Origin of the sequence: Phocaeicola barnesiae DSM 18169 = JCM 13652, from assembly GCF_000374585.1 — a bacterium.
Classification (GTDB): Bacteria; Bacteroidota; Bacteroidia; order Bacteroidales; family Bacteroidaceae; genus Phocaeicola; species Phocaeicola barnesiae.
Genome location: NZ_KB894652.1, coordinates 33,738 through 57,066, shown reverse-complemented (window position 1 = coordinate 57,066; position 23,329 = coordinate 33,738). Strand labels below are relative to the sequence as shown.

General features: G+C 52.0%; 16 protein-coding genes. 8 read left to right on the top strand and 8 right to left on the bottom strand.

The genetic code is table 11. The features are described from left to right. The first annotated feature begins 129 nt into the window (after nt 1–129). A complete protein-coding gene (locus tag C510_RS0110860) occupies nt 130–876 on the top strand; it encodes a copper homeostasis protein CutC (RefSeq protein WP_026320192.1) in 747 nt (248 codons plus the stop codon). Here C510_RS0110860 and C510_RS0110855 read toward each other — a convergent pair. From C510_RS0110855 to nagB, 3 genes are all read right to left on the bottom strand, one after another. Then, nucleotides 863–3,490 carry a transglutaminase-like domain-containing protein gene (locus tag C510_RS0110855; protein ID WP_034776327.1) on the bottom strand — a complete coding sequence of 876 codons (2,628 nt, stop codon included), beginning with the start codon at nt 3,488–3,490 and terminating at the stop codon, nt 863–865. The two genes, C510_RS0110860 and C510_RS0110855, sit on opposite strands and share 14 nt — an antisense overlap. A 159-nt stretch (nt 3,491–3,649) precedes the next feature. Continuing rightward, complete coding sequence (locus tag C510_RS0110850; RefSeq protein ID WP_018711367.1) at nt 3,650–5,635, bottom strand: glucosamine-6-phosphate deaminase; 1,986 nt, start codon at nt 5,633–5,635, stop codon at nt 3,650–3,652. Nucleotides 5,636–5,650: 15 nt separating this feature from the next. Then, the gene (nagB, locus tag C510_RS0110845; protein WP_018711366.1) at nt 5,651–6,442 is read right to left on the bottom strand and encodes a glucosamine-6-phosphate deaminase; all 792 of its coding nucleotides are present in this window, start codon (nt 6,440–6,442) and stop codon (nt 5,651–5,653) included. Between the two features lie 189 nt (nt 6,443–6,631). On the opposite strand from nagB, the gene C510_RS0110840 reads away from it, so the two are divergent. Next, nucleotides 6,632–7,837 carry an ROK family transcriptional regulator gene (locus C510_RS0110840; RefSeq protein WP_022340617.1) on the top strand — a complete coding sequence of 402 codons (1,206 nt, stop codon included), beginning with the start codon at nt 6,632–6,634 and terminating at the stop codon, nt 7,835–7,837. A gap of 84 nt (nt 7,838–7,921) precedes the next feature. Here the strand turns inward: C510_RS0110840 and C510_RS0110835 are convergent, their stop codons facing one another. The 4 genes from C510_RS0110835 to lysS form a co-directional block, all read right to left on the bottom strand. Then, a complete protein-coding gene (locus tag C510_RS0110835) occupies nt 7,922–8,650 on the bottom strand; it encodes an inorganic diphosphatase (protein WP_025892660.1) in 729 nt (242 codons plus the stop codon). A gap of 149 nt (nt 8,651–8,799) precedes the next feature. Next, complete coding sequence (locus C510_RS0110825) at nt 8,800–10,149, bottom strand: glucose-6-phosphate isomerase (protein ID WP_018711363.1); 1,350 nt, start codon at nt 10,147–10,149, stop codon at nt 8,800–8,802. A gap of 158 nt (nt 10,150–10,307) precedes the next feature. Then, complete coding sequence (locus tag C510_RS0110820) at nt 10,308–11,303, bottom strand: NAD(P)H-dependent glycerol-3-phosphate dehydrogenase (RefSeq protein ID WP_025892663.1); 996 nt, start codon at nt 11,301–11,303, stop codon at nt 10,308–10,310. 88 nt (nt 11,304–11,391) lie between these two features. Continuing rightward, nucleotides 11,392–13,119 (bottom strand): lysine--tRNA ligase, encoded by a 1,728-nt coding sequence (gene lysS, locus C510_RS0110815; protein ID WP_025892664.1) that lies wholly within the window; start codon nt 13,117–13,119, stop codon nt 11,392–11,394. A 432-nt stretch (nt 13,120–13,551) separates the two neighbouring features. Between lysS and C510_RS0110810 the strand changes: the two genes are divergently transcribed. The 3 genes from C510_RS0110810 to C510_RS0110800 are packed head-to-tail and all read left to right on the top strand — an operon-like array spanning nt 13,552 to nt 18,458. Continuing rightward, entirely contained in the window at nt 13,552–15,807 is a 2,256-nt protein-coding gene (locus tag C510_RS0110810) for an aconitate hydratase (protein ID WP_018711360.1), read from the top strand. 26 nt (nt 15,808–15,833) lie between these two features. Next, nucleotides 15,834–17,093: an NADP-dependent isocitrate dehydrogenase gene (icd, locus tag C510_RS0110805; RefSeq protein ID WP_018711359.1), complete on the top strand. Its 1,260-nt coding sequence runs from the start codon at nt 15,834–15,836 to the stop codon at nt 17,091–17,093. A gap of 24 nt (nt 17,094–17,117) precedes the next feature. After that, nucleotides 17,118–18,458, top strand: coding sequence for a citrate/2-methylcitrate synthase (locus tag C510_RS0110800; RefSeq protein WP_018711358.1), 1,341 nt, complete (start codon nt 17,118–17,120; stop codon nt 18,456–18,458). Nucleotides 18,459–18,547: 89 nt separating this feature from the next. Here the strand turns inward: C510_RS0110800 and C510_RS0110795 are convergent, their stop codons facing one another. Further along, nucleotides 18,548–19,399, bottom strand: coding sequence for an ion transporter (locus C510_RS0110795; protein WP_018711357.1), 852 nt, complete (start codon nt 19,397–19,399; stop codon nt 18,548–18,550). Nucleotides 19,400–19,669: 270 nt separating this feature from the next. On the opposite strand from C510_RS0110795, the gene C510_RS0110790 reads away from it, so the two are divergent. The 3 genes from C510_RS0110790 (at nt 19,670) to oxc (ending at nt 23,328) form a co-directional block, all read left to right on the top strand. After that, nucleotides 19,670–19,942 (top strand): HU family DNA-binding protein, encoded by a 273-nt coding sequence (locus C510_RS0110790; RefSeq protein WP_018711356.1) that lies wholly within the window; start codon nt 19,670–19,672, stop codon nt 19,940–19,942. Nucleotides 19,943–20,296: 354 nt separating this feature from the next. Then, nucleotides 20,297–21,568 (top strand): formyl-CoA transferase, encoded by a 1,272-nt coding sequence (frc, locus tag C510_RS0110785; protein ID WP_018711355.1) that lies wholly within the window; start codon nt 20,297–20,299, stop codon nt 21,566–21,568. A 53-nt stretch (nt 21,569–21,621) separates the two neighbouring features. Next, complete coding sequence (gene oxc / locus C510_RS0110780; RefSeq protein ID WP_034776346.1) at nt 21,622–23,328, top strand: oxalyl-CoA decarboxylase; 1,707 nt, start codon at nt 21,622–21,624, stop codon at nt 23,326–23,328. Nucleotide 23,329 lies beyond the last annotated feature (1 nt).

Below are 23,329 nucleotides of genomic sequence, written 5' to 3'. Positions count from 1 at the left end.
TGAGGAGTCCGGAGGCCGGAAATGGCTTTTCTGTTTCCCGGCTTCAGAATCTGACGGGAATTCGTTATTTTTGCAAAGGAGCGTATGGACTGCTCCGATAAACAGGATTATTTTTTAAACAAACAGCTTATGAACTATACCTTTGAAATCTGTGCCAATTCGGCCGAAAGTTGTGTGGCTGCCCAGCAGGGGGGCGCACACCGTGTGGAACTTTGTGCTTCGATGCCCGAAGGGGGAACCACTCCTTCGTGGGGAGAAATCAGACTTGCCCGCAAGTTGATTGATATCCGGCTGCATGTCATTATCCGTCCGCGGGGAGGCGATTTCCTCTACTCGCCGCTGGAAGTGGACATCATGGAAGAAGATATCCGTATGGCCCGTGAAGCCGGTGCCGACGGGGTGGTCTTCGGGTGTCTGACTCCGGACGGTGAACTGGACATGCCGGTCATGCAGCGGCTGATGAAGGCAGCCGAAGGAATGTCTGTCACCTTCCATCGCGCATTCGATTATGTAGCCCGTCCGGCCGAAGTCCTGGAACAACTGGTGGAACTGGGTGTCGACCGCATCCTGACTTCCGGTCAGCAGCCTTCCGCGCCGCAGGGAGCCGAGCTGCTGGCCCAGTTGGTGAAGCAGGCTGCCGGCAGAATCATCATCATGCCGGGTTGCGGGGTGAACGAATCGAACATCGCCGAGCTGGCCCGCAAGACCGGAGCTGCTGAATTCCATTTCTCTGCCCGTGAAAACAGAGAAAGCCGGATGCGGTTACGCAACCCGGCTTTGTCTATGGGAGGAGCGGTTCAGATAGACGAGTACAGTCATCCGGTTACAACCCCGGAACGTGTACGCCGTACCATCGAATCACTTACAGTCCTTTGATGACATGAATCATCTGTTCACCCAATCCGATGGTGTATCCGTGTGATTCGAATACTACCCGGTTGAAGGTGTCACCGATAATGAATACAGGGAGCTGGCCTCCGTGGGTCAGCTTCATGTTTTCAGCAATCATCTTCCGCATGCTGCCATCGGTATCGATACCGAATGTAATGTTTGACGGCAGATTCGGGAAGTTCTTCTTGTCGAACTTCTTATAAGCTTCCTCGCTGGTAAACAGCAGAATCATTCCACGACCCCATTTTTCGAAATCTTCTTTCTTCAGCTGGATGTCTTTCAGCGCGTGATTGGTCGGTTCTTCGCCTACTCCCAGAATACCTACGATGAAATAGCCACGGCCGGCTGTATTCAGGATGGTTGTTTCCGTGCCGTCCAACAGGTGGAACTTCGCCTCGGAATTGACATTACCAATAACACGGATTTCTTCGGCGTTGTCGCGCATCACCAAATCGATAGTGGTGGTTTTTCCTTCTTCGACGGTGAAGCAGGTGACGTTGCTCAAGACACCGCCATCGGCCATACGGCTACCGGTCACCAGCAGGTAATAGCCGGCTTCCATGTTGGTTCCTTCCTTGAAGAGGGATTCCCAGGTAGCGTCTTCGGGATAGTTCAGCAGATGGAAGGTTCCGTTGTTGAACTTGGAGATACTGAAATGAACGTAGTATTTCGGGTTGGACAGACGGGTAATCGGCTTGTAGTTCATCTTCAGGGTACCTTCGGCTGTATGTCCTACAGTAGCGTTGTCGAAGTCTACATGTACCGGTTTCTCCTGACCGGCGCGGTAGTAGATGTTTCCGGTCACAGCGTCTTTCCAGGCCGCGATTTCGAGGCTGCGGGCCGCTGCCACGAAGAAGATTTCGCGTGACTTGGTATCGGTGATGCGGGATTTCCAGACTCCGGCCGGCGAAGTGACGGTAGACAGGGTGTTCAGGTCGTTGCGGATTACCAGGCTGTCCTTACACCAGTTGACCAGTTCCTGCGGGTTCTGCTTGAATTTGGCCTGCAGGTCGGCAGGGATGGCCTGTTTCAGGTACGAACGGTACGGAGTGAGCAGTTCGTTCTCGATGCGCGGTGCCAGCACTTCGGTGACACTGGCGGTATCGCTGGTCTGGTACAGGTGGTCTTCCAGGACGCTGCAAGGAGTATCGCGCAGGTCTTTGTCGGACAAGGTGCCCAGCAAGGCCAGGGCTCTTTCGCCCATGTTCTTGGCTTGCGCGTTCTGCAGGAAGGTCTGGATATCCTGGTGGTTTCCTCTCGACTTGATCAGGAAGGCAATGACAGCCGCAGACTTATCCTTGAACGAGTCAGCAAAAGCCTGCAGCGATGCTTCGGTAGGGAAGGTAGCCTCATACGCATGGCGGATAGAGTCTTCGTGGGCCATGCGGGCAGAGTTGGCCTGGCGCTGTTCGGGGGTGACAGTCGGAATCTTGGCATTTTCTGCCGGAGGAACAATGTCGACGGTCATATCCACCGGAGTGCCTTCGGTCTTGTCCATTACGACCACCACGTTCTTGTCTTTGCCGAACGATACTTTCTGGATGCCGTACTGGCCGTTGGCGGAAGCGAAAATCAGCATGTCTCCCAATCCGGCAGACAGCGAAGTGTGTCCGCCTTCGTCGCAGGTTCTTTTGGCTACGGTGAAGTATTCGGCATAGTTGTATACCTTGAACTCGACGTTGGCGCCGCTTACCGGCTGCTGGTCTTTATCGACAACGGTAACGTCCACCTTGGCGCTGGTGGCATAGTTGTCGATGATGTTGATTTCGGTGAAGTTGGCAGTCTGCTGCATCACGTCTTCCGGTCCGTCGTAAGCGCCGAATACCTTGGTGTGCATCAGCATACCGCGGCTGGCGGGAGCGTTGAACCAGCCCAAATCCAGTACCGGTTCCGGTTCGCAGGCACCCAGGAAATGCCACTGTCCGTCTACCCAGGCTTCTACCCAGGCGTGGTTGTCGTCGGTGTGTGCCCAGCGCGGTGTATATACCTGGCGTGCCGGAATACCTACCGAACGCAGTGCGGCTACCAGGAAGGTGGATTCCTCGCCGCAACGGCCGTAGGCAGTCTTGACTGTAGCCATCGGGGCGCTGGTACGGATATCGGTAGGCTGGTATACCACCTTTTCATGGCACCAGTGGTTCACCTCCAGTACGGCATCGAGCATGGACAGGTCCTTTACACGGGGCCACAGTTCCTTGCTGAATACCTCGCGTGCATTGTCCAGGTTTTCGTTGTTGACCCGGATGGGCAAGACGAAATGACGGAATATCAGGTCAGGAATGGTCTTTCCCCAGGAACTTTCCTTGCGGAGCTGGAGGGACTGGCGTACGTTGTTCAGGTAGAATTCGCCTGAATAGTCGGCGATGTCGCCCGGAGTCATATACGCATACAGGAACATCAGCGCTTCCCGTTCCGGGGTAGTCAGCTGTGAATCGAAGACGGCAAACAGGTTCCCCTGGTTCAGGATGTCCTTCTTTGCCTGGAAGTCGGTCTCGACTTTTGCGCGGTAGTTCGTTTCTTTCAGGAAATGTTCAGACGTGCAGCTGAACAGGCTCAATGAAAGAATCAGTGTCGCGCAACAAAGGATTTGTTTCATCATAGTGTTGTTGTTTGAGTTTTGAAATTTGATCAGGTACAGGATATCCGCCGGTTTCAGTCCCTTGTTCCGTGGGGGCCGGGCGGATAAGGAAGTTAAAAAAACGCCTTGAGCTTCGGTGTGAAACGTCAAGGCGTTTTCTGGGAATATTACGTCATCTCATCAGATGGGTACGTATTCTACAAAGGCTTCCATCGCTTCGTAGCAGGCCAGACCCAGGTGGTCGTACAGCGAGGCGGTACCCCGGTTGCGGTCTTCGCTGCGTTGCCAGAACAGACGTTCGTCGTTGCCCAGGAACGGCGCGCTTTCCATCTGCGACTGGTGCTTCAGGATGGAGTTCCGTTTGGCACGCAACTCTTCCGGGCTCAGCGGAACGGCCATCTCGATGTTCTCGATTTCCCATTCGGCCCAGGCTCCGCGGTACATCCAGATGCGGCAGTCCTTCAGCCATTCGGCACCGGCGTTCTTTTCCTCGTCGATGGCGGCGAAGACGGCGTCGGTACATACACGGTGTGTGCCGTGCGGGTCGGCCAGGTCGCCGGCCACATAAATCTGGTGCGGCTGGATTTCGCGCAACAGGTTCTGTACGATTTCCACATCGGCTTCGCTGATCGGATTCTTTTCAATCTTACCGGTTTCATAGAACGGCAAGTCCAGGAAGTGGCAGCGCTTCAGCGGGATGTTGTTGTACGTACAGGCCGTACGTGCTTCACCGCGGCGAATCAGTCCCTTGATGGTCAGAATCTCGCGTGAATCCATGTCGCTTTCCTTCTTGTTGGCAAAGAATTCCTTGATTTCGGCGTATTTCTTCACGATGACTTCGTCCTTGCTGTCGGCGAAGAGCTGGTTGAATCCGTTGATGAAGTGCATGAAGCGGGTCACTTCCTCGTCGCCTACGGCAATGTTTCCGGAAGTCTCGTAAGCCACGTGTACTTCGTGTCCCTGCTGAACCAGGCGGCGGAGCGTACCTCCCATGGAGATTACGTCATCGTCCGGGTGCGGAGAGAAGATGATGACCCGTTTCGGGAACGGTTTCGCGCGTTCGGGACGATAGGTATCGTCGGCGTTCGGCTTTCCGCCCGGCCATCCGGTGATGGTATGTTGCAGGTCGTTGAAAATCTTGATGTTCACGTTGTAGGCAGAGCCGTATAAGGCCAGCAGTTCGCTCAGGCCGTTTTCGTTGTAATCCTTGTTCGTCAGCTTCAGGATAGGCTTGTTGAGCAACTGGCACAGCCAGACAATGGCGCTGCGGATGAGCTTGTCGTTCCATTCGCAGTGAGTGACCAGCCACGGGCGCTGGATGCGTGTCAGGTGAGCGGCTGCAGACAGGTCGATGCATACGGTCGCGTTGTTGTGCAACTGCAGGAACGATGCCGGCAGAGAATCGGACACCTTGTCTTCGACGGCGCTCTTGATGATGTCTGCCTTGTCTTCTCCCCATGCCAGCAGGAATACCTTGCGGGCCTGGAGGATGTTGTGGATACCTAACGTGATGGAGCAGGGAGGCAGGTTGTCGATGCCCAGGTTACGCGATGCTTCGGCCTTGGACGTGGCGTCCACCAGAATCAGCCGGGTGGTGGTGTTCAGGTTGGAGCCCGGTTCGTTCATGGCGATGTTTCCTTCGCGTCCGATGCCCATCACCAGTATGTCGATGCCTCCGTAGGTCTGGATGCGCTGTTCGTACAGCCGGCAGTGTTCCAGTACCGCTTCCTGCGGAATGTTACCGTTGAGGGTGAATACATTCTGCGGGTCGATGTCCACCAATGACAGGAACTGTCTGCTCAAGTGGCTGAAACTGCCTTCGTGGCCTTCGGCGAGGGGGTAGAATTCATACAGGTTGAATACAACCACGTTGCGGAAGCTTACGCCTTCGTCCTTGTGGCGGCGTACCAGTTCCGTGAAGAGCGGACGCAACGACGCTCCGGTGCCCAAGGCTACGGTACAGAATTTTCCTTCTTTCTGCCGGTCCTGGATTTTCGCCACGATTTCGTCGGCAATCTGCTGTACGCCTTCTTCCGGAGTTTCATAGATATTGGTCGGGACTTTCTCGCAACGGGTCAGTACCGAGCGTTCCACCGCGTTTTCCGGACGGTAGTAGCGTGGAGAAACCCTGTTCAGTGATATCTGAGAGCTTAAGTTAGTTCTCATAGAGGATGTTTGTTTTTAAAGGTTGTTTTTTTCGATGTCTTTGAAGTACTTGTATGTACCTACTTTCAGTTCGTCTGTAGCGGCTTCGTCACAAACGATGATGCCGTGCTGGTGCATCTGCAGGGCGCTGATGGTCCACATCTGAGTGATACCGCCTTCTACGGCATGCTGCAAGGCGCGGGCCTTGTTGTGACCGTTGCAGATAATCAGTACTTCCTTGGCTGACAATACGGTTCCTACACCTACGGTCAAGGCTGTCTTAGGCACCTTGTTCACGTCGTTTTCGAAGAAACGGGAGTTGGCGATGATGGTATCTGTAGTCAGTGTCTTTACACGGGTGCGTGATGATAAAGAAGAACCCGGTTCGTTGAAGGCGATGTGGCCGTCGGGACCGATACCGCCCAGGAACAGGTCGATGCCACCGAATTTTTCGATTTCCTTTTCGTAGTTGGCACATTCGGCTTCCAGGTCGGCTGCGTTACCGTTCAGGATGTGGATGTTTTCCTTGCAGATATCGATGTGGTTGAAGAAGTTGTTGAACATGAAAGAGTGGTAGCTTTCCGGATGTGATTCCGGCAGACCCACGTATTCGTCCATATTGAAAGTAACGACATGCTGGAATGAAACAACCCCTTTTTTGTTCAATTCTATTAACGCTTTATACATGCCCAGCGGAGAAGAACCGGTAGGAAGACCCAGTACGAACGGTTTCTCTTTGGTAGGATTTGCCTGGTTGATTTTTTTTGCTACGTAGTTGGCAGCCCAATTGGAGAGTGCCTGATAGTCAGGTTCAATGATAAGTCTCATAATAATTCGGGTTTTTAGTTAATAATATTTTTGATGTAAATCCTTGATATCTGAATTGTAACGAAATATCTTTCTGCAAATATATCAAGATTATAACAGAAAGGCAAATAAAAAAAACGTTTTTTCTCGTTTGGTTTTTAAAAAAAACTATTATATTTGTGACAATTAATGTAAAATTTAAAATTAAGTATGGGACAGGCTTTATTGGAAGAATTACGTAAGGGTAGCACTAAAAGTACGATGGTAAAGCGCCGTATTATTACTTATCTGATATGTAATGGCAAAGCGACGATTACAGACTTGGCCAAAGACATGGATTTGAGTGTACCTACCGTTACCAAATTCGTTGATGAGATGATTGAGGATGGTTATGTCCTCGATAACGGTAAGTTGGAGACCAGCGGAGGCAGGTATCCGAATCTCTATGGATTGTGTGCCGATGCGGCGTACTTTTTGGGGGTTGAAGTGGCCCGGGATTTCTATAGTATCGGTGTTTCCGATTTCCAGGGAAATATGTTGCACCAGATTTTGCGTGTCCCTTTCCAGCGTGAAAATACATTGGCCTGTGTAGACAGTCTGTGCAAGGCAATCAATGAATTTATCGACGGACATAAGCTGGACCGTTCCAAAATCATGAATGTGTGTGTCAGCTTGGCCGGCCGGGTGAACAGCGAGACAGGTTTCAGCTATAGTTTCTTTAAATTCGGGGATACTTCTTTGCGGGACCTCTTGATTGAACGGATCGGATTGCCCGTGGAAGTGGAAAACGACAGCCGTGTAATGGCCTACGGCGAATACATGCGTGGCGACTTCAAGGATGTGAAGAATCTGATTTATATCAACGCAGGCTGGGGATTGGGGATGGCCATCATCATCGACGGAAAACTGTATCGGGGAATGTCCGGTTTTTCCGGAGAATTCGGCCACAATTACGGCTACGACAACCAGCAGATTTGTCATTGCGGCAAGAAGGGCTGCATCGAAACGGAGGTTTCCTGCTCGGCTTTGTACCGGAAATTCATCGAGCGTCTGAAAAATGGAGAGAATTCCATTCTTTTGCGTGAGAAGAAAATCGAAGAAATTGAAATCTCTGATATCCTTTCGGCCATTAACCGGGAAGATGTGTTGGGTATCGAGCTGGTAGAAGAAATTGGAGGCGAATTGGGACGTCACATCGGTTGCCTGATCAATATTTTCAATCCGGAACTGGTGGTGATCGGCGGAGACCTGTCGAAAGCCGGCGGTTATCTGTTGCATCCGGTGATTGCCGCCATCCGTAAGTATACCCTGAACTTGATGTACCGGGATTCGGATATCCTGTTGGCCAAACTTCAGGACGATGCCAATGTGGTGGGTACCTGCCTGTTGGGACGTACGAACCTGTTTGCCGTTTAAAAATGTATTTCTCTCAGAGAAGAATGAAAGTAACAAATTGCCGTCAAGGGGTGTTTGTTACTTTTATTCTTTGATTATCTGCCCTTATTTGAATAGGGTATGCAGTTCCTCCCAGTTCTCATTGAAGGCGGCCATGGAGGGGAAGAGGTAATCGGCTCCTTCGTCCAGCAGTACCTGGTCGGGTAACGGACCGGTGTTTACGGCGATGGTAAAGATGCCGGCGGCCACTCCCGCACGTACGCCCAGCGGGGCATTCTCGATGACAATGGCTTCGTTGGCCTGGATATTGGCTTTCTTCAGCGCCATCAGGTAAGGTTCGGGGTTCGGTTTCCCGTATTTGACATCGAAGGCTGTCACCATCAGTTTCTGCTTGAAGATACCGGGATAAGCGTGGTTCAGCTTATCGAGCAGGGAGTGCTGTCCGGAACCGGTGACTACCATGGGGATTAATCCGTCCTGTTGGATTTTTTTCAGCACTTCCAGCGCTCCCGGCATGGGGAGGGCGACAGGCAGGCTGTTGAAGAGCTGGCTTTTGGTTTCGTAAATCTGTCTGATTTCTTCTTCGGTGGCCTCACAGCCTCGTTCGCGCTGGCTGACGATGTTGATGGTGGAAGCGCCGGTGCGTCCTTCGTGCATGTAAGCCTCTTCGCGGGTCATGTGCATGCCGTACTGCCGCATCGCTTCGTGCCAGGCAGTGGCGTGGTTCTTCATGGAATCGAAGAGTACCCCGTCCATGTCGAACAGAACGGCTTTCAGGTGGATGTGGGGGTGGTGACGGGTCGTTAAATACTGATTGATTGCTTCTTGAAACATGTTTAATGGAATCTGTAATGAATGGATGTCGCAAAAAAGATTGTCATTCAGCGCAGGTGTTCATGGAAGGCATGAAGGAATGCGCTGAATGACAATGAAAGCAGGTATTGCCTGCAGGCTTGCGTTCCTTGCAGGCAATCGGGAAGTCCTTATTTCTTCAGACGGGCCTGGATGGCTTCTGATTCTTTTTCGTATCCCGGCTTGTTCAGCAGGGCGAACATGTTCTTCTTGTAGGCTTCTACACCCGGCTGGTTGAACGGATTGACCTCGAGCAGGTAACCGCTGATACCGCAGGCTTTCTCGAAGAAGTAGATCAGCTGACCCAGGTAGTATTCGTTCAGTGCCGGAACGCTGATGCGCATGTTAGGTACACCGCCGTCTACGTGTGCCAACTGGGTTCCCAGTTCGGCCATCTTGTTCACTTCGTCTACCCGTTTGCCGGCCAGGAAGTTCAGGCCGTCCAGGTTCTCTTCGTCAGACGGAACGTGCAGTTCGTGGTTCGGAGTCTCTACCGATACGACTGTTTCGAAGATGGTACGTTCGCCTTCCTGAATCCACTGCCCCATGGAGTGCAGGTCGGTCGAGAAGTCTACCGAGCTTGGGTAGATACCTTTGCCGTCTTTTCCTTCCGATTCGCCGTACAACTGTTTCCACCATTCCATGAAGTAGTGCAGTTTCGGCTGGAAGTTGACCAGAATTTCAATCTTCTTGCCGTTGCGGTACAGTTCGTTGCGGGTAGCGGCATACAGAGCGGCCGGGTTTTCGGTCAGGCTTTCTGCAGCGCATACCTCTTCCATCTTCCGGGCTCCGGCTACCAACTGGTCGATGTCGATGCCGGCTACGGCAATCGGCAGCAAGCCTACCGGTGTGAGTACAGAGAAGCGTCCTCCCACGTTATCCGGGATGATGAATGATTTGTAGCCTTCCTTGTCGGCAGTGACACGGGCAGCCCCTTTCTTGGCGTCGGTAACGGCTACGATGACTTTGCGGGCCATTTCTTTGCCGCGCTGTTCTTCGCACTGTTTCTTCAGCAGGCGGAAAGCCAGGGCTGTTTCTGTGGTAGTACCTGATTTGGAAATATTGATTACACCGAATTTCTTGTCTTTCAGGAATTCTGTCAGTTCGTACAGGTAATCTTCACCGATGTTGTGTCCGGCAAAAAGGATGGTCGGCTGGCCGGCTTTCTTTTCCTGTAACCACAGGAAGCTGTTCGACATGGCTTCGATGACTGCACGGGCACCCAGGTAGCTTCCGCCGATTCCGGCAACGATCACCACCTCGCAGTTCTCACGCAGTACCTGTGCGGTCGCTTTCAGGTCGTTCAGGTGTTCCTGTGTGATGGAAGAAGGCAGGTGCAGCCATCCCAGGAAGTCATTACCCAAACCCGTACCCTTTTCCAGAGTTTCCATACAAGCTTTTACGTTGGATTCGTAAGAAGCCAGCTTTTCTTTAGAGATGAAATCTAAAGTCTTTTCGATGCATAATTTAATATTTTCCATGTTATTCAATTAAAAATTAATCATTGACGATCAAACCTGTTTGTATTTCATTGAGCGCAGGACAGGGGAACCGGTTGTCGGTCCGAACGGATTCTTCTGTTTAGCAAACACGGTTGTCTGTTCTTTTGTTTACTGCAATCAATGGTTTTAATTGTTCATTATCGAAATGAATCAGTCAATAGCTTTATTTCAATCATCGGTGAAATCCGTTCATACAAGATGTTGTAGACAGCGTCTACTATCGGCATGTTGACGTGCAGGTGTTTGTTCAGCTCCTTGATACATTTGGTACCGTAATATCCTTCGGCAATCATCTCCATCTCTATCTGGGCGCTCTTGACCGAGTAGCCTTTTCCGATCATGGTTCCGAATACCCGGTTACGGCTGAAGTTGGAGTAGGACGTTACCAGCAGGTCGCCCAGGTAGGCCGAATCGTTGGTGCACCGGTCTACCGGATGAACGGTATTGAGGAAGCGGTTCATTTCCTGAATGGCATTCGATACGAGAACAGCCTGGAAGTTGTCTCCGTATTTCAGTCCGCTGCAGATTCCGGCAGCGATGGCATACACGTTCTTCAGTACCGAGGCATATTCGATGCCTGCTACGTCCGAATTGACCGAGGTCTTGATGTATTGACCCGTCAGTTGGCGGGCGAACATCTTGGCCTTCTCGATGTCTTTGCAACCGATGGTCAGGTACGACAGGCGTTCCAGAGCCACTTCTTCCGCATGGCAGGGTCCTGCCAGTACTGCGATGTTCTCCTCGGGAACCCCATACATCTTATGGAAATAATCAGAGACAATGAGGTTTTCATCCGGGACAATACCTTTGATGGCTGTTACTATGAACTTATCCTTGATTTTTGTCTTCAGCTTTTTCAGGTGGGTTTTCAGGTAGGGAGAGGGGGTTACGAAAATCAGGGTGTCCGATTCCCGTACTACCTTATTTATATCCGATGAGAAATTGATGCGCTTGATGTCGAAGCGCACGCTGGTCAGGTAAGCCGGATTGTGTCCGAGTCGCTTGAACTCTTCAATCCGGTCGTCACGCCGCATGTACCAGTTGATTGATTCAGCCTGGCCCAAGATAATCTTGGCGATTGCGGTAGCCCAACTTCCTCCACCCATGATGGCTATTTTTCCGGGTAATTTCATAAGAATCAACTATGAATGAAAAAATTAAAAGTCAAAGCGGAATCACGTTGCATTCCGCTTCTCCTTTTAATTCTGTCTCTTGTATCGATTAAATTTTCTGAATCCAGCCTGCCACTTCGTCTACGCTCGGGTTGGTCAGTTCCAGTTTGTATTTCTTGTTGACGCCACAGATATCCTGGTGCAGTTTCTGCGGGTTTACTTCTTTCATATCCGATACCAGATTGTAGCCGGCTTTCTGGATAACAGCTACCCAGGCTTCCGGAATACCCAGTTCCATGAATTTGGCCGGCGCGTCTTTCGGAGCGACTTTTTCCGGACGCATCTGCGGGAAGAACAATACTTCCTGGATGAAGGTCTTGCCGGTCATCAGCATGACCAGACGGTCGATACCGATACCGATACCGCTGGTAGGAGGCATACCGTATTGCAGGGCACGCAGGAAGTCCTGGTCGATGATCATGGCTTCATCGTCTCCCTTGTCGGCCAGTTTCATCTGCTCCTTGAAGCGTTCTTCCTGGTCGATCGGGTCGTTCAGCTCAGAGTAGGCGTTGGCCAATTCTTTTCCGTTTACCATCAGCTCGAAACGTTCGGTCAGACCCGGTTTGGAGCGGTGCATCTTGGTCAGCGGTGACATTTCTACCGGATAATCGGTGATGAAAGTCGGCTGGATGAAGCTGCCTTCGCAGAATTCGCCGAAGATTTCGTCAATCAGCTTGCCTTTACCCATGGTTTCATCGATTTCCATGTTCAGTTTCTGGCATACCTCGCGGATCTGTGCCTCGTCCATGCCGTTCAGGTCGTAACCGGTCTTTTCCTTGATGGCGTCCAGGATAGGCAGACGGCGGTAAGGAGCCTTGAAACTGATGACCTTTCCGTCGATTTCGCGTTCCGGTTTTCCGTTTACGGCGATGCAGACAGCCTCGAGCAGTTTCTCGGTGAACGACATCATCCAGTTGTAATCCTTGTACTGAACGTACAGTTCCATACAGGTGAATTCCGGATTGTGGTTGCGGTCCATACCTTCGTTACGGAAGTTCTTGCCGATTTCGTATACCCCTTCGAATCCTCCCACGATGAGGCGTTTCAGGTAAAGCTCGGTAGCGATACGCATATACATATCGGTATCGAGGGCATTGAAATGCGTGATGAACGGTTTGGCACTGGCACCGCCGGCAATGTTCTGCAGGGTCGGGGTTTCCACTTCCGTATATCCGGCTTCGTCCAGGATGCGACGGATGGTGCGGATGACTGTCGCACGCTGCAGGAAGATATCCTTCACACCGTCGTTTACCACCAGGTCGACATAGCGCTGGCGGTAACGGAGTTCCGGGTCTTCGAATTTATCGTAGGCCACTCCGTCTTTGTATTTCACAATCGGAAGCGGTTTGAGGGATTTGGAAAGGACGGTCAGCTTTTGGGCATGGATAGACACTTCACCCATCTGTGTACGGAATACGAATCCTTCGATGCCGATGAAGTCGCCCAGGTCGAGCAGACGTTTGAATACGACGTTGTATAAATCTTTGTTCTCATCCGGACAGATGTCGTCGCGGGTGATGTATACCTGAATTCTACCTTTGGAGTCCTGCAACTCAATGAAAGAAGCTTTACCCATTACACGACGTGACATCATACGTCCGGCAACCGATACTTTACGCGGTTCTGCTTCGTCATCCTTGAATTCGGCTTTTATATCTGTCGAAAATGCATTGGTTACATACTCAGCAGCAGGGTACGGGTCGATGCCCATCGCTCTCAATTCATTCAGACTGTTTCGTCTGATAATCTCCTGTTCACTTAGTTCTAATACGTTCATTTGTTAATACATTAACTCAATTTGGGTACAAAAATAGCAAACATTTTGCAATTATCCCTATGAATAAGGTACTTTTTAGTGCGAAGGGGTTGTAAAACAGACCGGAATAAGAAAAAATAACGGTTTGTCCGGCCGGTCATGCCGGCGGAAAAGCCGGCGGGAAAGCGGAGGGCTCCCGCGGGGCGGCAACTTGAAAATGGATATCGGATATTCTGTTTCAATATGTAATTAAAAGGAGAGTATAAGTGTTGTATTTATTCAGTTTATATTTATCTTGTTTTAAAAATGTTTGATTTGTGTATATTCTTTTGAATATTGTAAAATTAAGTCCTATATTTGCACATGGCCGTTTGTCAACCAAATCCGGCCTGTTCCCTACAGTGTGTAGCGGTGTGACTAAGAACAGAAGGTATTAATTTTAAGGTATACAAAATGGTTTATGACATTGATGTATTGAGGAGTTTCTACACTTCGTATGCCACGAAGGTGGAAACTGCGAGAAAGAAATTGGGTAGACCCCTGACTTTGGCTGAAAAGGTGCTGTACGCGCACCTGTACGATGAGACGTCATTGGCGGATTTCAGCCGGGGAGCGGATTATGTGAATTTCAGACCGGACAGGGTAGCCATGCAGGACGCGACGGCGCAGATGGCGCTGCTGCAGTTCATGAATGCGGGGAAAAATGCGGTGGCGGTTCCTTCTACCGTGCATTGTGACCATTTGATTCAAGCCTATCAGGGGGCCGGTTCCGACCTGCCGGTCGCTTTGGAAGCCAACTGCGAGGTGTATGCTTTCCTGAAGAGCGTGGCTTCGAAATACGGCATCGGTTTCTGGAAACCGGGAGCCGGCATCATCCACCAGGTCGTACTCGAGAATTATGCTTTCCCGGGCGGAATGATGGTGGGGACGGATTCGCATACGCCCAATGCCGGAGGACTGGGCATGATAGCCGTCGGTGTAGGCGGTGCCGATGCGGTGGATGTGATGACCGGGATGGAATGGGAGCTCAAGATGCCGAAACTCATCGGTGTGAAACTGACCGGTAAACTGAACGGTTGGGCGGCTCCGAAGGATGTCATCCTGAAACTGGCCGGGCTGCTTACCGTGAAGGGGGCGACCAACGCCATCATCGAATATTTCGGCGAAGGTACCGCTTCGTTGTCGGCTACCGGAAAGGCGACCATCTGCAACATGGGCGCTGAAGTGGGGGCGACTACCTCCATTTTCCCGTTCGACCGGAACATGGCCGACTATCTGTGTGCTACCGGCCGTGAGGAAATAGCGGAACTGGCGGCCCGGAACGCTGCCGAACTGCAGGCGGACCCGGAAGTGGCCGCTCATCCGGAAGCGTATTACGACCGGATTATCGAAATTGATTTATCCACCCTGGAACCTTATATCAACGGTCCGTTTACTCCGGACGCTGCCTGTACCTTGTCCGAATTCGCCGAAAAAGTGAAGAAGAACGGTTATCCGCGACGGATGGAAGTCGGCCTTATCGGTTCGTGTACCAATTCGTCTTACCAGGATTTGAGCCGTGCGGCTTCGCTGGCCCGTCAGGTAAAGGCCAAAGGACTGAAGATGGCGGCTCCGCTCATCATCAATCCGGGTTCCGAACAGGTTTACTGCACTTCGCTGCGCGACGGTATGATTGCCGATTTCCAGGCGGTGGGAGCTGTCATCATGACCAATGCCTGCGGACCGTGTATCGGACAGTGGAAACGGGTCACCGACGATCCGACCCGTGCCAACTCCATCGTGACTTCCTTCAACCGGAATTTCGCGAAACGGGCGGACGGTAATCCGAATACCCACGCGTTTGTGGCCTCGCCGGAAATGGCGATGGCTTTGGCCATAGCCGGCGACCTCTGCTTCAATCCGATGACGGATACGTTGCTGAACGAGCAGGGAGAGCCTGTGCGTCTGGACGCGCCCGAAGGCGATACGTTGCCGAAAAAAGGCTTTACGGTGGACGATAACGGATATGTGGCGCCGGCAGCCGACGGCAGCACGCTGGAGGTAACCATCCATCCGGAGTCGCAACGCCTGCAGAAACTGGCACCTTTCGCTCCGTGGGACGGAAAGGACCTGACGGATATGCCGTTGCTCATCAAGACCCAGGGCAAATGTACCACCGACCATATCTCCATGGCGGGACCGTGGCTGCGTTTCCGCGGACACTTGCAGAACATCTCGGACAACATGCTGATGGGGGCGGTCAATGCCTTCAATGGAAAGACCAACTGTGTCCTGAATCAGTTGGACGGCACTTACGACGCTGTTTCGGCGGTGGCCAAGGCGTATAAGGCACAGGGAATCCCTTCCATTGTCGTGGCCGAAGAGAATTATGGCGAAGGCTCCAGCCGCGAACATGCGGCGATGGAACCCCGTTTCCTGAATGTACGTGTCATCCTGGCCAAAAGCTTTGCCCGTATCCATGAGACGAACCTGAAGAAACAGGGGATGCTGGCACTGACCTTCAAGGACAAGCAGGATTACGACAAGGTGCGCGAGAACGACCGGATTTCGGTGAAAGGGCTGGAGCATTTTACTCCGGGACAGCCGCTGCAGGTGGTGGTGAAACATGCCGACGGTACGATGGATACGTTTGAGGCGTTACATACCTACAATGCCATGCAGATAGGCTGGTTCAAGGCCGGGTCCGCATTGAATACTTTTGTAAAATGAACAGTTAACAAACAGGAGGAAACAGTATGAGTAAAGTATATATGGAAAACGGGAAGCTGGTGGTTCCCGATCGGGTGACAATTCCTTTTATCGAAGGAGACGGTGTGGGGGCGGAAATTACCCCGGTATGTCAGCAGGTTGTCAATGCGGCGGTGGAGGCTGCCTATCACGGCAAGCGCTCCATCGAATGGAAAGAAGTACTGGCCGGAGGAAAGGCGTTCCAGCAGACCGGTGAATGGTTGCCGGAGGCTACGATGGAGGCTTTCCGCGAGTATCTGGTCGGTATCAAGGGACCGCTGACTACTCCAGTGGGTGGGGGTATCCGTTCCTTGAATGTAGCCTTGCGTCAGACGCTTGACCTGTATGTCTGCCTGCGCCCGGTCCGTTGGTTCAAAGGAGTGGTTTCTCCAGTCAAAGAACCGGAAAAGGTGGATATGCATATCTTCCGTGAAAATACGGAAGATATCTATGCCGGCATCGAATGGGAGCAAGGTACTCCCGAAGCCGAGAAGTTCTATGCTTTCCTGCGTGATGAAATGGGAGTGACGAAAGTCCGTTTTCCGGAAACTTCTTCATTCGGTGTAAAACCGGTATCCAAGGAAGGTACACAGCGTCTGGTCCGTTCGGCCATCGAATATGCTTTGATTCACAAGCTGTCTTCCGTTACATTGGTACATAAAGGAAATATCATGAAATTTACCGAGGGCGGATTTAAGCGCTGGGGATATGAAGTGGCCGAAACCGAATTTGCGGAGCAGACTTTTACAATGAACCAGTATGAGCAGTTGAAGAAGGATTTAGGTGAAGAATCGGCCAAGGCTGAGTTGGCTAAGGCCATCAATGGAGGAAAGGTCATTGTCAAAGACTGCATTGCCGATGCTTTCCTTCAGAATACCTTGCTGATTCCGGAAGAATATTCGGTCATCGCTACATTGAACTTAAACGGCGATTACATTTCCGATCAGTTGGCTGCCATGGTAGGTGGTATCGGTATTGCTCCGGGTGCCAATATCAATTACCAGACCGGACATGCCATTTTTGAGGCTACCCACGGTACGGCTCCGAATATAGCCGGTAAGAATGTGGTAAATCCATGTTCGCTGCTGCTTTCTTCTGTCATGATGTTGGAATACTTGGGGTGGAAGGAAGCCGCTTCGTTGATAACCAATGCGTTGGAAGAGGCTTTCTCCAAGGGACAGGCTACCCACGATCTGGCACGCTTCATGCCGGACGGACAGGCACTTTCGACAACGGAGTTCGGACAACTCATTGTCGGTTTGTTATAAATCTTTAGTTATGGAATTGGAATTATGAAGAAAGAATACATCGTTTACAAGCTGTCGGAGTGTGCGAAGCATGCTTGCCGCATCGACAATGAACTGTTTACCAAATTCAATGTAAAGCGTGGCTTGCGTAACGAAGACGGTACCGGCGTACTGGTCGGGCTGACCAAAATCGGTAACGTAGTGGGATATGAACGGACGGACGAAGGGCTGAAGCCCATTCCGGGAAAACTTTTCTACCGGGGGTACGACCTGGAGGACATTGCCCATGCCCTGTTGCGGGAGAAGCGTTTCGGTTTTGAGGAAGTGGCTTATCTGCTGCTTTCCGGTGAACTGCCGGATGCCGAACAGCTCAGTTCGTTCAAGGAGCTGATAAACGACAACATGCCGTTGGACAAGAAGACCACGATGAATATCATCGACCTGGAAGGACAGAACATCATGAACATTCTGGCCCGGAGCGTGCTTGAAATGTATACGTTCGATCCCAATCCCGACGATATTTCGCGCGATAACCTGATGCGCCAGTCCATCGAACTGATTTCAAAGTTCCCGACCATCATTGCCTACGCCTACAACATCTACCGGCACAGTACCCAGGGACGTTCGCTGCACATCCGTCACCCGCACGAGAACCTGTCGTTGGCCGAGAACTTCCTGTACATGATGAAGAAGGATTTCACTCCGCTGGAAGCCCGGATGCTGGATTTGCTGCTGGTTTTGCAGGCCGAACATGGCGGCGGTAACAACTCTACCTTTACGGTGCGTGTCACCAGTTCTACCCGTACCGATACCTATTCCAGCATCGCCGCCGGTATCGGCTCGCTGAAAGGTCCGTTGCACGGGGGAGCCAACATCCAGGTGGTGAAGATGTTCCATCACCTGAAGGAAGTGATTTCCGACTGGACAAACGTGGACGAAATCGATACGTACCTGATGCGCATGCTCAACAAGGAGGCCTACGACAAGAGCGGTCTGATTTACGGTATCGGTCATGCGGTCTACACCATCTCCGACCCACGCTCCATGTTGCTGAAGGAACTGGCCGGTGAGCTGGTGGCCGAGAAAGGCTGCGAGAAGGAATTCGCTTTCCTGGAACTGGTGGAACAGCGGGCCATCGCCTGCTTCAAGAAAGTGAAAGGCGACAAGAAACGGGTATGTTCCAACGTGGACTTCTATTCCGGCTTCATCTACGAGCTGATGGGCCTGCCTCAGGAAATCTATACGCCGCTGTTCGCTATGGCCCGTATCGTAGGCTGGACGGCCCACCGCATCGAAGAATTGAATTTCGAAGGACGCCGCATCATCCGTCCGGCGTACAAGAACGTGTTGGATGAGGTGGATTATACACCGATTTCCGACCGTTGACAGGATACGCTTACATCTATCATTTTCATCAGGTCCCGCTTTCTCCGTAGCAGGAGAGGGCGGGACTTTTTTCTGTTGTCCGGCGGGCGTCAGGAAAAGGTCGGCACATCGTTGTCGTCCGTATCGTCCGTGTCGGCATGGGATTTCCCTTTGTACTTCTTTTCGATAATCATCTTCATGAAGGCGGAGCTGATGATGGCGGTTGGTACCGCAATCATCGAAATGCCGATTAACATGATGAGGCTGCCCAGCAACCTTCCCAGCGGAGTGATGGGGAAGATATCGCCGTACCCTACGGTGGTGAATGTCTCTACCGCCCACCAGAGGCCGTCGCCTACATTCTTGAAGGCATGAGGTTGGGCATCACGCTCGATGTAATACATCAGAATCCCGGCAAAGCCTACCAGGATGCCGCAAGCCGTATAGGCGGTGACCAGTTCGTCCTTCACCGTTCCGATCATGCTGCCCAGCAGCCGGTAGGAGCGGGAGTAGCGGATGAGCTTGAAGATGGTGAGGATATAGGCCAGTACCACCAGGTGCACGTGTGGGCTTTCGTTGTACACGTAAATCACCACGAAAGGGATGATGGCTATCAGGTCTATCAGTCCGTAGAACGAGAAGATGTAGCGGAAACGTGCCTTCCAACTGTTCTGGATGTTGGGATATTGTCCGGGCGCGGCAATGATGCGCAAGGTATACTCGATGGTGAAGATGAACGACGCCAGGTAATTGAAGGCGAAGAGCCAGGAACGGTAAGGTGCCGATTCTTCAAAGGAACTGAGAACGATGGACAGGATGGAGCCTACGATGAAGAACAGTACGAAGCGTTGGGTCCATTTGTTCATCAGTTGCCGGTGGATGCTCCGGTAGAGCCGGGCATGCCGTCCGATGTACGGAAGGTTGTCGATAAAGCGTTGCAGTTTCTTTTCCTTGTATGTCATGATGCTTGTTTTTCTTTTAGAACAACCTCCTGGCAGAAATGGTTATTCAAAAAATGGGTAAAAAAGTTAGGAAGTGTAAAAGCGCTTTTTAAGCGTATTTAATGTATGGATTTGTATATTTATAAGTTTTTAAGACAGATTTTGCCGCTTGTTTGTAAGAAATGTTCACAAAATGGGGGTAAGAAAAAAAATCTACAAAAAGTTAGTGGCAACAGACGTTTGTATGAGAATTTTCTGTACTTTTGCCGCTAAACTATTAAAAATTAGACTATGACAAAAGCAGAGATCGTTAAGGAAATCGCCAACAAGACTGGAGTAGACAAACAAACTGTTTTGGCTGTTATTGAAAGTTTCATGACCGAAGTGAAGGGTTCCTTGGAGAAGGAAGAGAATGTATATCTCCGCGGATTCGGAAGCTTTATCGTGAAGAAGCGTGCTGAAAAGACAGCCAGAAATATTTCGAAGAACACTACCATGATTGTTCCGGCTCATAACATTCCTGCTTTCAAGCCTTCGAAAGAGTTTGAAAGCATGATGAAATAACGTTTTGATTTCAATGCAGTGCAGTCCCCGTCAGTTTCCGCTGGTGGGGATTGTTCGTTTGGATGGGTCGGCCAATCCGGGCGAAGCGAGTTCCTGCACCTGTGACGGCTTGCCCGCTTTCCCTTCTTTAAGCTCGAACAGGAAAAGTATCTTACACAATCGATTGATTCACAAAATATTTGATTTTTTATCCTTTGTACGGACGGGGTGTTAAAGATGGATAAGAAACCCCCTTCCGGGCCTTCTGTGCCCAAACTTTTGCGGGTGCCTCTTGTTGAAATGAACGGCAGGTGAACCGGGAGTTACATCTGCTGTTCATTGAATAACCAACTAAAATTTTTTGGAGGAACTAGTATGATTGCACCATTGCAAGGTATCAAGGTAATCGACTGGACACAGGTTCAGTCGGGTCCGTCATGTACACAGATGCTGGCTTGGCTGGGCGCCGATGTGATTAAGATTGAACGTACCGGAGTAGGCGACCCTACCCGTTCGGAACTGTTGGATTATCCGGATTTGGACGGACTCTACTTCCTGCAGTTGAACTGTAACAAGCGCTCCATCGAGCTGGATGTGAAGACACCGGGCGGCAAGGAGATTCTGACCCGTCTGCTGAAAGAGGCGGATATATTCGTAGAGAACCTGCATCCGGGTGCAGCCGATAAGCTGGGTTTCTCCTGGGAAGAGGTACACCGCATCAATCCGCGGTTGATTTACGGTACCATCAAGGGATTCAATGACGATTCTCCTTTCGCCAACGTGAAGGCTTTCGAACCGGTAGCCCAATGTGCGGGAGGCGCGGCGGCTACGACCGGATGGTGGGACGGCGAATACAACATCCCTACCCAGTCTGGCGCGGCTTTGGGCGATACCAATACCGGTATGCACCTTACCATCGGTCTGCTGGCCGCTTTGATGCAGCGCGAGAAGACGGGCGAAGGCTGTTTCGTCCAGCAGTCCATGCAGGATGCGGTGCTGAACCTGTGTCGGGTGAAACTCCGTGACCAGTTGATTCTGGAACACGTAGGCGAACTGAAACACGCGCCAAGTTATCCGAAGGAGAAGACCGGCAATACGGTACCCCGCTACGGAAATGCCGAGGGCGGTCAGGTACTGGGCTGGTGCTACAAGTGCAAGGGCTGGGAAACCGATCCGAACGCGTACGTGTACATCGTTCTTCAGAACGAGGAGAAGGCTTTTGCCGAAGCCTGTCGGGCCATCGGCAAGCCGGAGTGGATTGACGACCCGAAATACAACACGCCGGCAGCCCGGAACCTGGTGAAGGACGAAATCTACAAAGGAGTGGAGGAATATACCCTTACCCGCGACAAGTTCGAGGTGGTAGATACCTTGGGTAAGGCAGGTGTGCCTTGCGGACCGGTGTTGAGCATGCTGGACATCGAGAAGGACCAGTCACTGTATAAATGCGGTACACTGGTGGAGGTGGAACAGCCGAAGCGCGGCAAGTTCCTGACCATCGGATGTCCGCCGAGGTTCTCATCGTTTACCCCCGAGGTCAAGGCGGCTCCGCTGTTGGGCGAACATACCGATGAAATCCTGAAGGAAGTGGGATATACAGACGAGCAGATTGCCCAGTTCCACACAGACCATGTGGTTTGTAAATGATGCCTCTCCGACCGAACAGATTACCCTTACTTCTAACAAACTGAACGAAACTTATGTCAGATATTCAAAACCAACCATCGAATTTGACCGATGGGATGCACGTTGTGGTGGAGGCTTTGCTCCGCAACGGATTCGATACCATCTACGGAGTGGTAGGGATTCCGGTGACGGACCTGGCCCGCCACGCACAGGAACGGGGCATCCGTTACATCGGTTTCCGTCACGAGCAGTCTGCGGGAAACGCGGCTGCCATTACCGGTTTCCTGACCGGAAAGCCCGGTATTTGCCTCACCGTGTCTGCCCCCGGTTTCCTGAACGGACTTACCGCCCTGGCTACGGCCACCGTCAACGGCTTTCCGATGATTCAGATCAGCGGTTCCAGCGACCGTGCCATCATCGACCTGCAGCAGGGCGATTACGAAGGGCTGGACCAGATGAATGTGGCGAAGACTTTTGCCAAGGCTTCCTACCGTATCAACCGTCCGGAGGACATCGGCATTGGACTGGCGCGTGCCATCCGTGCCGCGGTATCGGGGCGCCCCGGAGGGGTCTACCTGGATTTGACGACGGCCCTGCTGGGAAGCGTCATCGACCAGGCGGAAGTGGAAAAGACCCTCTTTACCGTACTCGACCCGGCTCCGAAAATGATACCGGACCGGCAGGCCGTCGACCGTGCGCTTGATTTGCTGAGCAAGGCCAGGAAACCGTTGGTCATCATCGGGAAGGGAGCGGCGTATGCGCAGGCGGAAAAGAGCATCCGCGAATTTCTGGAGCAGACGGGTATTCCTTTCCTGCCGATGTCCATGGCCAAGGGAGTGATGCCCGACGACCATCCGCTGAGTGCCGCCGCGGCCCGTGGGCTGGTTCTGAAGAATGCGGATGTGGTGATGCTGCTGGGAGCCCGCCTCAACTGGTTGTTGGCACACGGAAAAGGGCAGAAATGGAATCCCGATGCCCGCTTCATCCAGTTGGACATCGAACCGGAAGAAATCGACAGCAACCATCCGATTGCGGCTCCGGTGGTGGGCGACATCGCTTCTTCCATGGAAGCGCTGCTGGCCGGACTGACGGCTTATCCGATGACACAGCAGAACGACTGGCTGGAGGAAATAGACCGGGTGAAGCAGGTGAACGCTGCCAAGATGGAGGCGAAACTGAATGCCAATCCGTCGCCGATGGATTTCTTCAGTGCCTTGAAGGCTATCCGTACGGTGCTGAAGAAACACCGCGAGGTCTATCTGGTGAACGAAGGGGCCAATACGCTGGACGATACCCGCAACGTCATCAACATGTATTCGCCCCGCAAACGGCTGGATTGCGGTACGTGGGGCGTAATGGGAGTCGGCATGGGCTATGCCATCGGAGCGGCGGTGACCAGCGGTCAGCAGGTGGTCTGCATCGAAGGCGACAGCGCGTTCGGGTTCAGCGGGATGGAAATCGAGACCATCTGCCGTTATCAGTTGCCGGTGACTATCATCATCCTGAACAACGGCGGTATCTACAACGGTTCGCATGCCAACCTGGGTGGTGGAACAGACCCTTCACCGACGACCCTCGACGCACAGGCCCGTTACGACCGGCTGATAACCGCTTTCGGCGGTACTCCGTATTACGCGACGACTCCCGAGGAACTGGAGAAGGCGCTGGAGGCGGGAATCGCATCGAAGAAGCCTACGCTGATAGACTGTGCCATCGACCCGAAGGCCGGACTGGAAAGCGGACACATCGGTAACCTGAATCCCAAGGTCGTGGGAAAATGAT

Bases quoted from the DNA above. Each gene is read 5' to 3' on its own strand.
- C510_RS0110860 (WP_026320192.1), top strand. From the start codon at position 130: ATGAACTATACCTTTGAAATCTGTGCCAATTCGGCCGAAAGTTGTGTG.
- C510_RS0110855 (WP_034776327.1), bottom strand. From the start codon at position 3,490: ATGATGAAACAAATCCTTTGTTGCGCGACACTGATTCTTTCATTGAGC.
- C510_RS0110850 (WP_018711367.1), bottom strand. From the start codon at position 5,635: ATGAGAACTAACTTAAGCTCTCAGATATCACTGAACAGGGTTTCTCCA.
- nagB (WP_018711366.1), bottom strand. From the start codon at position 6,442: ATGAGACTTATCATTGAACCTGACTATCAGGCACTCTCCAATTGGGCT.
- C510_RS0110840 (WP_022340617.1), top strand. From the start codon at position 6,632: ATGGGACAGGCTTTATTGGAAGAATTACGTAAGGGTAGCACTAAAAGT.
- C510_RS0110835 (WP_025892660.1), bottom strand. From the start codon at position 8,650: ATGTTTCAAGAAGCAATCAATCAGTATTTAACGACCCGTCACCACCCC.
- C510_RS0110825 (WP_018711363.1), bottom strand. From the start codon at position 10,149: ATGGAAAATATTAAATTATGCATCGAAAAGACTTTAGATTTCATCTCT.
- C510_RS0110820 (WP_025892663.1), bottom strand. From the start codon at position 11,303: ATGAAATTACCCGGAAAAATAGCCATCATGGGTGGAGGAAGTTGGGCT.
- lysS (WP_025892664.1), bottom strand. From the start codon at position 13,119: ATGAACGTATTAGAACTAAGTGAACAGGAGATTATCAGACGAAACAGT.
- C510_RS0110810 (WP_018711360.1), top strand. From the start codon at position 13,552: ATGGTTTATGACATTGATGTATTGAGGAGTTTCTACACTTCGTATGCC.
- icd (WP_018711359.1), top strand. From the start codon at position 15,834: ATGAGTAAAGTATATATGGAAAACGGGAAGCTGGTGGTTCCCGATCGG.
- C510_RS0110800 (WP_018711358.1), top strand. From the start codon at position 17,118: ATGAAGAAAGAATACATCGTTTACAAGCTGTCGGAGTGTGCGAAGCAT.
- C510_RS0110795 (WP_018711357.1), bottom strand. From the start codon at position 19,399: ATGACATACAAGGAAAAGAAACTGCAACGCTTTATCGACAACCTTCCG.
- C510_RS0110790 (WP_018711356.1), top strand. From the start codon at position 19,670: ATGACAAAAGCAGAGATCGTTAAGGAAATCGCCAACAAGACTGGAGTA.
- frc (WP_018711355.1), top strand. From the start codon at position 20,297: ATGATTGCACCATTGCAAGGTATCAAGGTAATCGACTGGACACAGGTT.
- oxc (WP_034776346.1), top strand. From the start codon at position 21,622: ATGTCAGATATTCAAAACCAACCATCGAATTTGACCGATGGGATGCAC.